Here is a 15,345-nt window from a genome sequence, read left to right on the forward strand (position 1 = left end):
CGAGGGTGTCGGCCCGAATCGCCGGGCCGACACCCTTCGAGCTCGAGGATCAGGCCGCGACCAGATCCGACAGCACCGCGGGCAGATCGCCCGTATGCACCACGGCCAGCCGCTGGGTGGCGCGGGTCAGCGCCACATAGAGATCGTTCATCCCGCGCGGCGATTCGGCCAGGATCTGCTGCGGCGCGACGACATACACCGCGTCGAATTCCAAGCCCTTCGCCTCGGTGACGGTCAGGACCCGCACCGATTCCTCGGCCAGCGGCGCGAAGTCGCCGATCAGCGCGTGCGGCGCGAGGACCGCGGTGGTGCCGGGACCGGTCTCCCCGGCCACCAATTCCTTGACGGTGCCGAGTAATTCGGCCTCGGTGACCCGATACGCGCGCGGCGGATTGCCGGTCTCGCGCACCGAGCGCGGCACCGAGACGCCCGGATCGATCTCGGCGAGCACCTTGGCGGCCACCGCCATGATCTCGGCGGGGGTGCGGTAGTTGACCGTCAGCTCGGTGAGCTTCCACCGTTGCGCCACATAGGGTTCCAGGATCTGCCGCCACGAGGACGCGCCCGCGGGATCGCCGGTCTGGGCGACATCGCCGACCACCGTGATCCAGCGATTCGGGATGCGCCGCATGACCATTCGCCACGCCATCTCCGAAAGTTCCTGTGCCTCATCGACGATGACATGCCCGTAGGTCCAGGTGCGGTCGCCCGCGGCCCGTTCGGCCGTGGTCTGTCTGGATCGCACATTCTGACGCTCGGCGAGTTGACCGGCATTGATCAGGTCGTAGGCCATGAGGATCTCCGGATCGAGATCGTCCTCGAGATCCTGCGGGGCCGAACCGGTCAGGATGTCGAGTGCGTCCTGCGCCTCGGCCAGCTGCGCGCGCCAGCGGCGGCGGGCGCGCTCGCGCTCCTCGGCGTCGTCGACGCCGAGCAGTTCGGCCAGTTCGTCCAGCAGCGGCGCGTCGGCGGCGCTGAATTCGCCGTTGTCGGGGCGCACCAGTTCGGCCCGGTCGGCGGCAGGCAGCGCACCGGCCGCGCGGTCGAGGCGCTTCGGGTCGGCGAGCAGATCGGCCAGCACCTCCTGCGGGGACAGGATCGGCCACAGTCGGGTGATCGCGGCCTGCACCTCGGCGTCGGCGCGCATCTCGTCGCGGATCTCGGTGAGATCGGCCGAACTGAGCAGGGATTGGCCGCCCGACAGATCCGCGCCCATGGTCTGCGCCAACTGCTCGGTCAGCGCGTCGATGACCGACGAGGCGAAGATCGGGCGGGCCAGATTGTGCGGCCGCCGCGAGGAGCGGGCGCGCCCGCGGGCCTTGGTGGCGATCTTGCGGTCCAGTCGCACCTCGTAGCCGTCGAAGCGCAGCCGGATCGGTTCGGCGGGCGCCTCCTGCCGGTCCCGCACCGCCTTCTTCAACACCTCCACAATGGTCAACGACCCTTTGATCGCGCAGGCGCGCAGCGAATCCTCCCTGGTCGCCCGCACACCCGGATACAGGTTGCCGATGGTGGACAGCAGGACGCCGGTCTCACCGAGGGAGGGCAGCACCTGCCCGATGTAGTCGAGGAAGGTGGCATTCGGCCCGATGATGAGCACGCCCGCCTTGGCCAACTGCTGACGGTAGGTGTAGAGCAGGTAGGCGGCGCGGTGCAGCGCCACGGCCGTCTTGCCGGTGCCGGGACCGCCCTGCACCACCAGCACGCTCTTGTGTTCGGAGCGGATGATGGCGTCCTGCTCGCTCTGGATGGTCTCCACGATGTCGTTCATCCGGCCGGTTCTGGCGGCGTTGAGCGCGCTCAGCAGCGCACTCTCGCTGCCGACGCCGCCGTCGCCCACGAGCGCGCCCGCCTGTTCGGCCGCGTCGAGGTCCAGGTACTCGTCGTTGATCGCGGTGACTCGGCGATTGCGCGACCGGATATGCCTGCGGCGCACCACCCCGTCGGGTGCGGCGGTGGTGGCCAGGTAGAACGGCCGGGCCAGCGGCGCGCGCCAATCCAGCAGCAGGGTCGCGTAGTCGTTGGCCTCGTCGAGGATGCCGAGCCTGCCGACGTAGCGGGTGCCGCCGGTATCGGCCTGCTCGTCCCCGTCTGCGTCGGCTTCGGCCAGATCGATCCGACCGAAACACAGACCGTGTTCGGCCGCATCGTATTTCGACAGATCCTCGGAGTAGAGCTGGGTGAAGGATTCGCGTTCGCTGCGGGCCTGCGGGGTGCCGCCGGTCTCCAGCAGGACCGTGCGCAGCCGGTCGTTCGCGTAGGCGCGCATGGCGTCGAGACGTTGGTAGAGCACCGATAGGTGGGCCTGTTCCCGATCGATCTCGACGGTGTCGGTCGGATCGGCGGGCGGGGCCGGATCCACCTCGACACGCTCCGGACTGGGGTCGGGCAAAACTGAACTCCTTGTCACCGCGGATGGGCCGGGCGCAGCGGGCTGCGCGAAACAGAGTTGTCGAGTCTACTGCCGCGTCGGGATCCGCGCCGGAACCGCGGGTAGGGGAGCCGAACCACCGCGACGCTCAGGAGGCGTGGGTGCTGTTGGGCCTGCGGCTGCCGTCGCGGTGCGCGCTCGGCTTGGCCCGGTACATGGCCAGGTCGGCGTCGTGCAGCACCGATTCGGGGGTCCGCGGATCGCCCGGCGTCAGCGCGGTCACCCCGATCGAGGCATTGACCTCGATGCGGTGCCCGCGCGCGATGATCGGGTCGGCCATGGTGGAGCGCAACCGCCGCACCAGCGCCTCGACATCGACCATGCGCGAGCGCCCCGCCAGCAGCACCAGGAATTCGTCGCCGCCCAGGCGGCCGACCAGGTCGTCGGTGCGCAGTGCGCGTTGCAGCCGCTGGGCCACGATCTGGAGCACGGTGTCGCCGATGGCGTGCCCGAGGGTGTCGTTGATCGCTTTGAACCCGTCGAGATCGATGAACAGCACCGTGGATACCGGCAGTTCCGCGCTGCTGGCCAACGCGGCGGCCAACTGCGAGAGGATCAGCGACCGATTGGCCAGGCCGGTCAGCGAGTCGTGGGTGGCCTGGTACTCCAATTGCCTTCGGCTGGCCCGGAATTCGGTGATATCGGCGAAGGAGGACACCGCCGAGGATCCCGGATCGTCCGGATTGAGCAGGCGGCTGCTGCCCGAGAGCCAGCGCCGCTGTCCGTCCACCCGGTCCACACCGAAGATGTAGCCGGTGAGGGTCTCGCCGGTGACCAGCGTGCGCGCCATCGGATGCCGGGCGGGCGGCAGCGGTTGGGCATTGGCGTCGAGCAGGGTCAGCGGCAGTGTCTGGATGCGGCGGCCGATCAACTCGGCGTCGGCGATGGTCTCGGTGCCGAAGATGCGCTTGGCCGCCGGATTGATGGATTCGATGCGGCCGTCGGGATCGACCACCACCACACCCTCTTCCAACTGGGACACCACCGTGGTGAAGTGCTGTTCGGCCCTGCGCTGCGCCGCCTCGGCCACCTTCTGCGCGGTGAGATCGTGGATGACCACCTGATAGGCGAGGTGATCGTGCCAGACGGTGAGCACCGAGACCGTCTCCACCGGGACGATCACCCCGTCCATCCGGATGAGCAGCATCTCGGTCGGTTCGGAGGCCGCGCCCGCGGTGTTCAGATGGCGAATGCGGTCCAGCATGGGCGGTATCGAGGCCGGATCGACGAAATCGGTGAGCGGGCGGCCGACGATCTCCTCGGCGGATTCGGCGGCCAGGAGCGCGACGATGGCCGGATTGGCGTAGACGACGATGCCGCGCTCGTGCACGCAGATCCCGTCGGGGGTGTGTTCGACCAGAGAGCGGTACCGCTGCGCCAGTTGCTCGACGGCACCAACGGTGGCGATGTCCTTCTCCTCACCCTCGCGATCCACTCGAACCCCCGATCGTCGACCCGTCATGGTCATTGGAGCATGGGACTATTCTGGTATCGACGGGCACAAGATCACGCCGTCGATGCTATAGCGTCGATCACGATCCGGGCACTTCATCGGGCTCCGTCTGGTGATCATTACAGAACCCGGTTCTCTCCGATGATGTCGGATCGATCACGGATCGATCCTCGGGAGCCGGTGAAGGAGCGATGTCATGCCGGGCACCATCCCGAATAATCACCCGCAATATCAAAAGCATATGACGATTGCCGGTATCGGCGCGATCAGTGGCTATGGCTGGGGGCGCGAGGCCCTGTGGCAGGGCCTGCTCAGCGGCAAGTCGGCGGCGACGGTGCAGCCCGGCTACGGGGCCGGGCGCGACGAAAACGCCTGGGTGGCCCTGGTGCCGGAGGGCGGCGACCCGGCGGTGAGCACCAGCAGGTACGGGCGGGCCATGCACGATTCGGCGCGCGAGGCGATCGAGGACGCGTTGGCGCGCGGTTGGCGACCCGGTCGCACCGTGGGGTTGGTGCACGCCATCGTCCTGGGGGATGTGGTCAATTGGCGGGAGTTCTACCTGCGCGATCACGGTCACCGACGTTCCCGCGACTACATGCGTCTGCTGCCTTCCACGCCGATATCGGTTCTGTTGCAGGAGTACGGGTTCCACGGCCCTGCCATAAATGTGTCCGCGGCGTGCAGTTCCGCGAATGTGGGATTGATCACCGCGCGGGACTGGCTGGAGCGAGGGCGCGCCGACGATGTGATCTGCGTCGCCACCGATATGTCGGCGACTCCCGACATGGTGGAGCATTTCGTGCAGTTGGGCGCGGCGGTCACCGATGTCGAACCGCTGGAGGCCTGCCGCCCGTTCCAGCAGGGCAGCCGGGGATTCAGCATGGGTGAGGCCTCGGTGGCCTTCGTGCTCAGCCGCGAGGCCGAGATGCCGTATTGCGCGGTGCGCGGCGGCGCCATGACCAACGACGCCTACCACGTGGTCTCGGTGGACCCCTCGCACGAGCACATCTTCGACTGCGCCCAGTTGGCGATGGCCGACGCGGGAGTCGAACCCGACGAGGTGGCCTATTTCAACGCGCACGGCACCGGCACCCGCCAGTGTGATCTGGCCGAACGGGATCTGCTGACGCACCTCTACGGTGACCGCCCGCACATCTACGCCGTCAAACCCCTTGCGGGACATTGCCAAGGCGCGGCGGCCGGGATCGAGGTGGCCGCTGCGGCCCTCGGCTACGACCGCGGCGTCGTCCCGGCCGCGCCGATCGTGGCGCCGTCCCATCCCGGACTGCTCGACGGTCCGACGCCCTTCGAGGGCGGGATCACCGCGAAGCTGTCGCTCGGCATGGGCGGCAACAATTCGATGGTGGTGCTGGGGCCTGCATGAGCACCCGCGCGCGAAGATTCACGAAGCGCCCGTCGGCAGCGGCACCGACCAGCACAGTCGGGTGCCCGCCACACCTTCCGGATCGCGGCTGCCCGGTCCGAGAGTGAAGGTGCCGTCGGCCTTTTCGGCGCGCTGCTCCAGATTCCGCAGGCCGCTGCGGATCACATGATTGGGGATGCCCCAGCCGTTGTCGGTGACCACGATGGTGAGATCGTCGTCCACGCCGATCTCCACCGAGACCGTGTCCGCCCCCGAATGTTTCACCGCATTGCTGATGGCCTCGCGGACCACCGCCTCGGCGTGGTCGGCGAGTTGCCGGTCCAGCACCGACAGCGGCCCGGTGACCTGGATGGTGGCGCGCAGCGCGGTATCGGCGGTCTGCTGGCGGATGGCGTATTCCAGGCGCTGCTGTAGCCCGCGCTCGCCGTCGTGGCCGCCGTGCAGGTCGAAGATGGAGCCGCGGATATCCTGCACCACCTCTTGGAGGTCGGTGATCGCTGTCGAAAGACGTTGGCGCACTTCGGGAACCATCGCCTTCGGCAGTGCGCCCTGCAGGCTGAGGCCGATGCCGAACAGGCGCTGGATGACGTGGTCGTGCAGATCGCGGGCGATGCGGTCGCGGTCGGCGACCAGATCGGGCGTCGCGGGCCGCGCACCCGCCAGGCACAGGGTCAGCGCGGCCTGTTCGGTGAATCCGACGGCGAGTTCCACCAGTTCCTCCGAGTAGGGGAGCTCCTCGGCGGGGCGGACCGCGACCGCCACGCCGAGGACGGATTCGGGGCAGCCGAGTGGCAGGATCAGTGCGTGCCCCATATTCTCCAGCGGCACACCGAGATTCGTGCAATCGTCGGTACGGGCGGGGGAGCGCGCGGAGAACGCGGCTCCCGGTAGCGTATTCGCGAGATCGATTGTCCGCCCGAGGTATTCGTCCTCCGGACCGGACCAGTGCGTGATGATCAGCGCGTCGTCCTCGGATTCCGCTGCGGCCAAGAAGGTTTGGGCGGAGCCGGTCAGTGTGCGGATCCGGTCGACGACGTAACCGAGCGCGCGGTCGAGATCCGGATCGACGAGCAGTCGCGCCGTCAGGGTGCGGGTCGCCGCGAGCCACGCCTGGCAGGCCCGCGCCGATTCGCAGCGGGAGTCCAGGATGGTCTCGACCCGATCCTGCACCTCGGTGAGCAATTCGCGCAGTCGCAGCGGCGAGAGGGTATCGCGTGCCGCGGGTTGCGCACCCTGATCGCGCGTCATCACGGCTTCCGTCGCTCGGCGTGGCGCGTTCGGTCGATCGGGGACTTTAGGCCCTGTTCGCCGCGGCGTGGCGATGGTGGCATTACCGGATGAACGCGCCCCGGTATCGAACGCAAGGGGAGCCTCAGCACTGGACCAGTGCGGCCGAACCCGAGTTGGCCGTCACCACCAGCGGTGCGGTGCCCGCCCGCGAGGTGACCAGGGCGGTGCGCGCCATCGGACTCATTCTGCGCAGGCATCGCCTCGATACCGCGGCCAGAGTGCGCGTCACCGCCCCGGCGGCGGCCGACGAACCCACCCTGGTGCAGGCCAATATTCGCTTTCGCGGCATTCCGACCAGGGTGCAGGTGTGCGGTCCGGGCGGTTTCGCGGTCACCTTCGCCGCCGAGCGGCTCGACCGTCAGATCGATCGGCTGGCCACCCGCCGCGTCAGGCCGTGGCCGGATCCGGCGCGGCCGCCGCTGGCGCGGGTCAGCGAGCCGCGCGCGGTGACCCGCCGCAAAACCTGTGCGCTGCTGATGGGTTCGCCGCGCGAGGCGGCCGCGGTGCTCGACGCGATGGACTACGACGCCTATCTGTTCACCGATGCCGAGACGGGGGAGGACGCGGTCGTGCACTGGGCCGATCCCACCGGAATTCGGCTGCTGCGCCAGCGCGCCACCCATCCGCCGCGCGGCGCGGGCCTCGCGAATTCCCCCGCGATCGAGGCGCATCCGGATCCGGCCCCGGTGCTGCGCGAATCCGATGCCGCGGCAGGTATGTGCCGGGCCGGGCTGCCGTTCCTGTTCTTCACCGACGCGCGCAGCGGTCGCGGCGGGCTGCTCTACCGCCGCTACGACGGGGACTTGGCCGTCGTGATGCCGGAACGACGCGAATTCCATTAACTGCCACGGAGTTTCGTGGCGAGTACCGCCGCCTGGGTGCGTCGCTGGACGCCGAGTTTGGCCAGCAGCCTGGAGACGTAGTTCTTCACCGTCTTCTCGGCAAGGAACATGCGCTCCGCGATCTGCCGATTGGTCAGGCCCTCGCCGAGCAGGTCGAGCAGTCGACGTTCCTGATCGGTGAGTCCGGCCGGTGCGACGGCCTCGGCGCGGTGGCGCAAGCGCTCCCGCAGTGCCGCCGCCGCTCTGGTGTCCAGTAGCGAGCGGCCCGCGCCGATCTGCTTGATGGCCGCGGCCAACTCCATCCCCTTGATGTTCTTGACCACATAGCCGCTGGCGCCCGCCAGGATGGCGTCGAGCATGGCCTGCTCGTCGGTGTAGGAGGTGAGGATCAGGCAGCGCAGCCCGTCGAGTTCGGCCAGCAGGTCGCGGCAGAGTTCGATGCCGTTGCCGTCGGGCAGTCGCACATCCAGCACCGCGACATCGGGGCGCGCCGCGCGGATGCCGGGCATGGCGTGTGCGACATCACCCGCCTGCCCGATCACATCGAGTTCCGGGTCGCCGTCCAGCAGATCGATCAGCCCCCGCCGCACGATTTCGTGATCGTCGACCAAGAAGACACTGATCACATCCGCCTCCAGTCCCGTGCCCCAGACCCACCTACTCGGGCGTCCGGTTTATTTTGCCGGATATCTCTCCGCTCAAAAGTAGCCGCCCCACCGATCGCACACCATCGATCCCGGCGAACCAGCCCGCTCTACGGAACTTGTCGGTGGTCGCGCTTAGCATGGCGCGGGGGGTGGCATGTCGGATACGGAATGAAGGGACGGCCGTGGCGGAACGCCTCACTGTGCGCGGAGCTCGGGAACACAACCTCAAGGGGGTTGACCTGGACCTGCCCCGCGACAGCCTCATCGTCTTCACGGGGCTGTCCGGATCGGGCAAGTCCAGCCTGGCCTTCGACACCATCTTCGCCGAGGGGCAGCGCCGCTACGTGGAATCGCTGTCGGCCTACGCCCGCCAGTTCCTGGGCCAGATGGACAAACCCGATGTCGATTTCATCGAGGGCCTCTCGCCCGCGGTCTCCATCGACCAGAAATCCACCAACCGCAACCCGCGCTCCACGGTCGGCACCATCACCGAGGTGTACGACTACCTGCGCCTGCTCTACGCGCGCGCCGGCACCCCGCACTGCCCGGTCTGCGGCGAGCTCATCGCCAAGCAGACCCCGCAGCAAATCGTGGACCAGGTGCTCGCTATGGAGGAGGGCATCAAGTTCCAGGTGCTGGCCCCGGTGGTGCGCACCCGTAAGGGCGAATTCGTCGACCTGTTCGACCAGTTGCACTCCCAGGGCTATTCGCGGGTGCGCGTCGACGGCGTGGTCCATTCCCTCACCGACCCGCCCAAGCTCAAGAAGCAGGAGAAGCACGATGTCGAGGTCGTGGTCGACCGCCTCCAGGTCAAGCCGAATTCCAAACAGCGCCTGACGGATTCGATCGAGACCGCGCTGCGGCTCGCCGACGGCATCGTGGTGCTGGATTTCGTGGACCGCGACGAGCACGCCCACGACCGGGAGCGCCGCTTCTCCGAGCGTTTGGCCTGCCCCAACGGTCATCCGCTCGATATCGAGGATCTGGAGCCGCGCTCGTTCTCCTTCAACTCGCCCTACGGCGCGTGCCCGGACTGCACCGGGTTGGGTATCCGCAAAGAGGTGGATCCGGACCTCGTCGTCCCCGATCCGGAACTGAGCCTGAACGCGGGGGCCATCGCCCCGTGGTCGCGCGGCCAGACCGCCGAGTACTTCACCAGGTTGCTGTCGGGCCTGGCCGAATCCATCGGCTTCTCCATGGACACCCCGTGGCAGCAGTTGCCGCAGCGGGCGCGCAAGGCCGTCCTCGAGGGCAGCTCGGACCAGGTGCACGTCTCCTACACCAACCGCTACGGCCGAAAGCGCTCGTACTACGCCGATTTCGAGGGCGTCATGCCCTTCCTGCAGCGGCGCCTCGACGGCACCGAATCCGAGCAGATGAAGGAGCACTACGAGGGCTACATGCGCGATGTGCCGTGCCCGGTGTGCCACGGCGCGCGGCTGCGGCCGGAGATCCTGGCCGTCACCCTCACCGCCGACGGGCAGCGCCGCAGCATCGCCGAGGTCAGCGAGCTGTCCATCGGGGATTGCTCCGAGTTCCTGACCGCGCTGACCCTCGACACCCGCCAGGCCGCCATCGCCGGACAGGTGCTCAAGGAGATCCAGGCCCGCCTCGGCTTCCTGCTCGATGTCGGCCTGCAGTACCTGTCGCTGTCCAGGGCCGCCGCCACCCTCTCCGGCGGTGAGGCGCAGCGCATCCGGTTGGCCACCCAGATCGGATCGGGTCTGGTCGGCGTGCTCTACGTACTGGACGAGCCGTCCATCGGCCTGCACCAGCGCGACAACCGCAAACTCATCGAAACCCTCAGCAGGCTGCGCAATCTCGGCAACACCCTGATCGTGGTCGAGCACGACGAGGACACCATTCGCGCCTCGGACTGGGTGGTCGACATCGGCCCACTGGCGGGGGAGCACGGCGGCCGCGTCGTGCATTCGGGCACCTACGCCGACCTGCTCATCGAGCCGAATTCGCTGACCGGCGCGTATCTTTCCGGTCGCGAGCGGATCGAGGTGCCCATGGTGCGCCGCCCGATCGACCGCAAACGCAAACTCACCGTCGTCGGCGCGACCGAGCACAACCTGCGCGGGATCGATGTCGCGTTCCCGCTCGGCGTGCTCACCTCGGTCACCGGTGTCTCCGGATCGGGTAAGTCCACCCTGGTCAACGACATCCTGGCCACCGTGCTGGCCAATCGACTCAATGGCGCGCGTCAGGTGCCGGGGCGCCACGCCAGGGTCAACGGCCTCGATCATCTCGACAAGCTGGTCCAGGTGGACCAGTCGCCCATCGGCCGCACCCCGCGTTCCAATCCGGCCACCTACACCGGCGTCTTCGACAAAATCCGCACCCTGTTCGCGTCAACCACCGAGGCCAAGGTGCGCGGCTACCAGCCGGGCCGATTCTCCTTCAATGTGAAGGGCGGTCGCTGCGAGGCGTGCTCGGGCGACGGCACCCTGAAGATCGAGATGAACTTCCTGCCGGACGTTTATGTCCCGTGCGAGGTCTGCCACGGCGACCGCTACAACCGGGAAACGCTGGAGGTGCACTACAAGGGCAAGACGATCGCCGAGGTGCTCGATATGCCGATCGAGGAGGCGGCGGGGTTCTTCGAGCCGATCACCTCGATCCACCGCTATCTCAAGACGCTGGTCGACGTGGGCTTGGGTTATGTGCGGCTGGGCCAGAGCGCCACCACCCTGTCCGGCGGCGAGGCCCAGCGGGTGAAGTTGGCCGCCGAGTTGCAGAAGCGATCCACCGGCCGCACCGTCTACATCCTCGACGAGCCCACCACCGGCCTGCACTTCGAGGACATCCGCAAACTGCTTCTGGTGATCAATGGCCTGGTGGACAAGGGCAATACGGTCATTGTCATCGAGCACAACCTGGATGTCATCAAGACCTCCGACTGGGTGATCGATATGGGGCCGGAGGGCGGCGCGGGCGGCGGCACCGTGGTGGCCGAGGGCACCCCGGAGGAGGTGGTCGAGGTGCCGCAGAGCTACACCGGGCAGTTCCTGCGCGAGGCACTGGCCCAGCCCGCGGCCTCGGCGCGCGCCGCGAAATCCGCCGCGCCCGTGCGCAAGTCGGCCAAGAAGGCCGCGGCCCCGAAGCAGGCGGCGGCCGCCAAGAAGGCGCCCGCCGCCAAGGCCGACAAAGGCAAGGCCGACAAGGAGGATCCGGCCGCGGCCGCGCGCGCGGCGGCCAAGCGGGCGTCCCGGAAGGCGGCCGCGCTGCGCTGATCGCGGGCGGCGGGTTTCGGTGTGCGCCGAAACCCGCCGCGCCGCAGGGCGATCAGCGGTCGGCCACCAGCTCGATGAGCGCGGCGAGTTCCTTCGGGCGGCTGAACTGCGGCCAGTGTCCGGTGGGGAGTTCGAGGCAGTCGACGTCGATGCGGCGCACCTCCTCGAACAGCCACGACGGTTCGGGCCGGGCGAGTTCGGCCCGCATCTGCGCCTCGGTGAAGGTGCAGCACACGATGGTGCTGGGGATGGTCAATCGCTCGGACTCCGCGCTGAGCTTCAGCGGCACGGCGGCCAGGCCCGCCGGTTCGGAGACGGCGCGCTCGCGGAAGCGGGCCAACGCCTGCTCGTTCAGGCCGTCGAGCAGCTGGGGACCCTGTGCGCGGAATTCCGCCCATTCGGGCAGTTCCCACGCTTTCAACACCGGATCGAGGGTGGGATTCACCGCGAACCCCTCGTGCCCCGGCGCGGTATCCACATAGACCACGCGCAGGAATTTCTCCGGCGCGAGATCGGTGGCCAGGTAACCGGTGACGCCCGCGCCGCTGTGCAGCACCAGCACCACCTGCTCGTCCTCGGCGACCGCGTCGACGATGCCGCGCGCCTGCTCCTCCAGCGTGACCGTGAGCCGGTCCGGATCGGCCGGATCCAGGCCGCGCGGGGTGTGTGCGGTCACCTCGTGTCCGAGCGCCCGCAGTTCGGCGGCCACCTCGTCCCACGACCATGCGCCCAACCAGAAACCGGGCACCAGCAGAATTCGTGTCGTCATGAAACCCCCGTCAGTTGGGTTGATCCTGATACGCGATCAGCCGGGCGCGGTGCCGGAATCCGGGGATCGGGCGGCGTCGGAGGCAGAGGGTCCGGGGGCGAGCCGGGGTGTGACACAGCGACACCGCTGGGTTGCCACACCGCTGTGTTGCTCCACCGCGCAGGCAGACCTCGTCGTCGCCTAAAGCGTGGACCACATGATTCCATCGATTGCCTTGTCCCGCAGGAATTTCAACGGGTCCGGCCGGGCGCGTCGCGCGGTCAGTACACCGGGCCGGTGTACTTCTCGCCCGGCCCCTTGCCGGGCTCGTCGGGATGCGCCGACGCCTCCCGGAAGGCCCGCTGCAGCGATTGCAGACCCTCGCGAATGGGACCGGCGTGCGGGCCGAGGTATTCCACCGAGGCGCTGACCAGCCCGGCCAGCGCCGTGATGACCCGCCGCGCCTCGTCCAGATCCTTGCGCGGGCTGGTCTCGGGATCCGCGTCGGCGAGGCCGAGCTTCTCGGCGGCCGAACTCATCAGCATCACCGCGGCGCGGCTGATCACCTCGATCGCGGGGATATCGGCGAGTTCGCGAATGTCGGTGGCTTCCTCACTCATGACAATGAGGATGACAAACTGGTGTGCGGCTGCGACCGACGGGGTCGGCGGCGCGGGGTGCGAGCAGCGGCGCACCGGGCGCTGACCCGCCGATTCGGTGATAGCAGTTCGGACTGTTAAACTGTTGCCCGACGACCGCCCCGTGTACGCGGGGCAGATAAGTGGAGCCCGACTCCCACCGTTTCACCGAACAGGTCGAACGGTCCGGTCACCCGCCCTTTCGGGGGCGGTTTTCTTGTGCGATGGTTCTCTCGGCAGAACCCGATCGCGCGAGACGTCCCCCGTGGACGGACCGGTCGACATCGGGCCCCGAGGCGGCGAAATACCGCACCGGGGCCTTCGTGTTGAAATAAGGGGTTGCAGTTATTGCGCGCGGTCGTTAGACGACACCGCTTGACCTAGGAGGCCCCATCAGCACTGAGACCCGCATCAACGATCGCATCCGCGTCCCCGAGGTTCGTCTCATCGGACCCGGTGGTGAGCAGGTTGGGATCGTGCGTGTTGAAGATGCGCTACGCGTCGCCATGGAGGCGGATCTCGACCTGGTCGAGGTCGCCCCCGATGCACGTCCACCGGTCTGCAAGATCATGGACTACGGCAAGTTCAAGTACGAGACCGCGCAGAAGGCGCGCGAGTCCCGCAAGAACCAGCAGCAGACCGTGATCAAGGAGCAGAAGCTCCGCCCCAAGATCGACGACCACGACTACGAGACCAAGAAGGGCCACGTGGTGCGCTTCCTGGAGGCCGGGTCGAAGGTCAAGGTGACGATCATGTTCCGTGGGCGTGAGCAGTCCCGACCCGAACTCGGGTTCCGGTTGCTGCAGCGACTGGCCTCCGACGTCGCCGAGCTCGGTTTCGTCGAAACCTCGGCCAAGCAGGACGGCCGGAATATGACCATGGTCCTCGCCCCGCACAAGGGCGCGAAGACGCGAGTGAAGGCGCAACAGGCCGCGCAGTCCCGTCCGGCCCCCGCTCCCGCGCAGGCTCCGGCGCAGGCCGAGACCGCCGCCCCGCAGTAATACCGATCAGCACACCGGCGTTCCGCGCGAGCGCCGGTACGACAGATATGAGGAATCCATGCCGAAGATGAAGAGCCACAGCGGCGCCTCGAAGCGTTTCAAGGTTTCGGGCCGCGGCAAGCTGCTGCGTCAGCAGGCGAACCGTCGCCACCTGCTCGAGCACAAGCCCACCCGCCGGACTCGTCGTCTGGACGGCACGGAGGTCGTCGCGAAGGCCGACGTCCGTCGCGTGAAGAAGCTGCTCGGCCTCTGATCCCCCACGGGATCTGCCGTACGGCACACCGCGATCCGGATTCCGGACGCCAACTCCGACCAATTCTCCGGGCGCCTCGTCGCGCCCCCTAGATCGACAGGACTGACCAGTGGCACGCGTCAAGAGGGCCGTCAACGCTCAGAAGAAGCGCCGTTCCATCCTCGAGGCATCCAAGGGCTACCGCGGGCAGCGTTCGCGGCTGTACCGCAAGGCCAAGGAACAGCAGCTGCACTCGCTCACCTACGCCTACCGGGACCGCCGGGCACGCAAGGGTGATTTCCGCAAGCTGTGGATCGCCCGCATCAACGCGGCGGCCCGCGCCAACGACATCACCTACAACCGCTTCATCCAGGGCCTGAAGGCCGCGGGTGTCGAGGTGGACCGCAAGATCCTGGCCGAGCTCGCGGTGTCGGACGCCGAGGCGTTCGCCGGCCTGGTCGCGGTGGCCAAGGCCGCCCTGCCGCAGGACGTCAACGCTCCCGCCGCCTGATTCCTCGGTGGTGACCCAGCATCGGGAACGGCCCGCGGACGCGCTCTCCGAGCGCAATCCGCGGGTCGTTTCCGCTGTCAAGCTCCAGCGCACGGCGGGGCGGCGGCGTTCGGGACTGTTTCTCGCCGAGGGCGCGAATTCGGTTGCGGCGGCGCTGGATACCGCGCGGGTCACGGAGCTGTTCTACACCGAGGGCGCGGCCGCCCGCGAGACCGAGTTGGTCGCGGGCGCGGCGGCGCTCGGTGTGCGCACCACGCTGGTGAGCGAGCGCGCCGCCCAGTCGCTGGGCGAGACGGTGACCCCGCCCGGCCTGGTCGCGGTGTGCCGTCAGGTGGATGTGCCGCTGGCAGCGGTGCTGGACGCGGCCCCGCGCCTGCTGGCGGTGCCGGTCGGCATCGCCGATCCGGGCAATGCGGGCACGCTCATCCGGGTGGCCGACGCGGTCGGCGCGAATGGTGTTGTGCTGGCCGGTGATTCGGTCGATCCGCACAATGGTAAATGTGTGCGGTCCGGCGCGGGCAGCCTCTTCCATGTGCCCATCGCCCGCGAGCGCCACACCGACGCGGTATTGGCCGCGTTGGGCGCGGCCGGGATCACCGTGCTCGCGACCGCCGCCACCGGTGAGGTCGATCTCGACGACGCCGACGAACTGCTGCGCGGCCCGGTGGCGTGGCTGTTCGGCAATGAGGCGCACGGGCTGGATCCGGCCGTGGCCGCGCGGGCCGATCATCGGATCCGGATACCCATTCACGGTCGCGCCGAGAGTCTGAATCTGGCGGCGGCCGCGGCGATCTGCCTCTACGCCGGGTCGCGCGTCCAGCACGCGAGGTAGGGCCGCCGGTAATCGGTGTGAATCGGCATCGGGTCATCCCATAGGATTCCACCAGCAGCAATGTGGGCGGCGCGGGCCGTCCGCGTACCGATCCCCA

The 15,345-nt window shown here is 68.4% G+C and carries 13 protein-coding genes; 7 read left to right on the forward strand and 6 right to left on the reverse strand.

Annotation, left to right across the window (positions count from 1 at the left end; genetic code table 11):
• Positions 1 to 49: 49 nt before the first annotated feature.
• Positions 50 to 2,362, reverse strand: coding sequence for a HelD family protein (locus D5S18_RS31925; RefSeq protein WP_239004149.1), 2,313 nt, complete (start codon positions 2,360 to 2,362; stop codon positions 50 to 52).
• 157 nt (positions 2,363 to 2,519) lie between these two features.
• Positions 2,520 to 3,899: a diguanylate cyclase domain-containing protein gene (locus D5S18_RS31930; protein WP_239004126.1), complete on the reverse strand. Its 1,380-nt coding sequence runs from the start codon at positions 3,897 to 3,899 to the stop codon at positions 2,520 to 2,522.
• Between the two features lie 226 nt (positions 3,900 to 4,125).
• Between D5S18_RS31930 and D5S18_RS31935 the strand changes: the two genes are divergently transcribed.
• Positions 4,126 to 5,268 (forward strand): beta-ketoacyl synthase N-terminal-like domain-containing protein, encoded by a 1,143-nt coding sequence (locus tag D5S18_RS31935; protein WP_120044947.1) that lies wholly within the window; start codon positions 4,126 to 4,128, stop codon positions 5,266 to 5,268.
• 18 nt (positions 5,269 to 5,286) lie between these two features.
• Here the strand turns inward: D5S18_RS31935 and D5S18_RS31940 are convergent, their stop codons facing one another.
• Complete coding sequence (locus tag D5S18_RS31940; protein ID WP_120044836.1) at positions 5,287 to 6,516, reverse strand: GAF domain-containing sensor histidine kinase; 1,230 nt, start codon at positions 6,514 to 6,516, stop codon at positions 5,287 to 5,289.
• A gap of 89 nt (positions 6,517 to 6,605) precedes the next feature.
• Here D5S18_RS31940 and D5S18_RS31945 point away from each other — a divergent pair, with 89 nt between their 5' ends.
• Positions 6,606 to 7,400: a sigma 54 modulation/S30EA ribosomal C-terminal domain-containing protein gene (locus D5S18_RS31945; protein WP_120044837.1), complete on the forward strand. Its 795-nt coding sequence runs from the start codon at positions 6,606 to 6,608 to the stop codon at positions 7,398 to 7,400.
• Here the strand turns inward: D5S18_RS31945 and D5S18_RS31950 are convergent.
• Positions 7,397 to 8,026, reverse strand: coding sequence for a response regulator (locus D5S18_RS31950; RefSeq protein ID WP_120044838.1), 630 nt, complete (start codon positions 8,024 to 8,026; stop codon positions 7,397 to 7,399). The genes D5S18_RS31945 and D5S18_RS31950 overlap by 4 nt on opposite strands.
• A 203-nt stretch (positions 8,027 to 8,229) precedes the next feature.
• Here D5S18_RS31950 and uvrA point away from each other — a divergent pair, with 203 nt between their 5' ends.
• Complete coding sequence (uvrA, locus tag D5S18_RS31955) at positions 8,230 to 11,286, forward strand: excinuclease ABC subunit UvrA (protein WP_120044839.1); 3,057 nt, start codon at positions 8,230 to 8,232, stop codon at positions 11,284 to 11,286.
• Between the two features lie 52 nt (positions 11,287 to 11,338).
• Here the strand turns inward: uvrA and D5S18_RS31960 are convergent, their stop codons facing one another.
• Together D5S18_RS31960 and D5S18_RS31965 are read right to left on the reverse strand one after the other, a co-directional pair.
• Positions 11,339 to 12,055, reverse strand: coding sequence for an alpha/beta fold hydrolase (locus D5S18_RS31960; RefSeq protein WP_120044840.1), 717 nt, complete (start codon positions 12,053 to 12,055; stop codon positions 11,339 to 11,341).
• A gap of 260 nt (positions 12,056 to 12,315) precedes the next feature.
• Positions 12,316 to 12,654, reverse strand: coding sequence for a DUF1844 domain-containing protein (locus D5S18_RS31965; RefSeq protein ID WP_120044841.1), 339 nt, complete (start codon positions 12,652 to 12,654; stop codon positions 12,316 to 12,318).
• A 410-nt stretch (positions 12,655 to 13,064) separates the two neighbouring features.
• Here D5S18_RS31965 and infC point away from each other — a divergent pair, with 410 nt between their 5' ends.
• The 4 genes from infC (at position 13,065) to D5S18_RS31985 (ending at position 15,248) form a co-directional block, all read left to right on the forward strand.
• On the forward strand, positions 13,065 to 13,673 hold the full coding sequence (infC, locus tag D5S18_RS31970) for a translation initiation factor IF-3 (protein ID WP_120044842.1): 609 nt from the start codon (positions 13,065 to 13,067) through the stop codon (positions 13,671 to 13,673).
• Positions 13,674 to 13,731: 58 nt separating this feature from the next.
• Positions 13,732 to 13,926 carry a 50S ribosomal protein L35 gene (gene rpmI / locus D5S18_RS31975; protein WP_120044843.1) on the forward strand — a complete coding sequence of 65 codons (195 nt, stop codon included), beginning with the start codon at positions 13,732 to 13,734 and terminating at the stop codon, positions 13,924 to 13,926.
• Positions 13,927 to 14,035: 109 nt separating this feature from the next.
• Positions 14,036 to 14,416, forward strand: coding sequence for a 50S ribosomal protein L20 (gene rplT, locus D5S18_RS31980; protein WP_120044844.1), 381 nt, complete (start codon positions 14,036 to 14,038; stop codon positions 14,414 to 14,416).
• Positions 14,417 to 14,423: 7 nt separating this feature from the next.
• Complete coding sequence (locus D5S18_RS31985; RefSeq protein WP_239004127.1) at positions 14,424 to 15,248, forward strand: TrmH family RNA methyltransferase; 825 nt, start codon at positions 14,424 to 14,426, stop codon at positions 15,246 to 15,248.
• Positions 15,249 to 15,345: the final 97 nt, after the last annotated feature.

Origin of the sequence: Nocardia panacis (assembly GCF_003598715.1) — a bacterium.
GTDB classification, from domain to species: domain Bacteria; phylum Actinomycetota; class Actinomycetes; order Mycobacteriales; family Mycobacteriaceae; genus Nocardia; species Nocardia panacis.

What these genes read in the sequence shown, in the direction of transcription:
- D5S18_RS31930 (WP_239004126.1), bottom strand. Translation starts at nt 3,899, where the DNA reads ATGACCATGACGGGTCGACGATCGGGGGTTCGAGTGGATCGCGAGGGT.
- rpmI (WP_120044843.1), top strand. Translation starts at nt 13,732, where the DNA reads ATGCCGAAGATGAAGAGCCACAGCGGCGCCTCGAAGCGTTTCAAGGTT.
- D5S18_RS31945 (WP_120044837.1), top strand. Translation starts at nt 6,606, where the DNA reads ATGAACGCGCCCCGGTATCGAACGCAAGGGGAGCCTCAGCACTGGACC.
- D5S18_RS31940 (WP_120044836.1), bottom strand. Translation starts at nt 6,516, where the DNA reads ATGACGCGCGATCAGGGTGCGCAACCCGCGGCACGCGATACCCTCTCG.
- D5S18_RS31935 (WP_120044947.1), top strand. Translation starts at nt 4,126, where the DNA reads ATGACGATTGCCGGTATCGGCGCGATCAGTGGCTATGGCTGGGGGCGC.
- D5S18_RS31965 (WP_120044841.1), bottom strand. Translation starts at nt 12,654, where the DNA reads ATGAGTGAGGAAGCCACCGACATTCGCGAACTCGCCGATATCCCCGCG.
- D5S18_RS31960 (WP_120044840.1), bottom strand. Translation starts at nt 12,055, where the DNA reads ATGACGACACGAATTCTGCTGGTGCCCGGTTTCTGGTTGGGCGCATGG.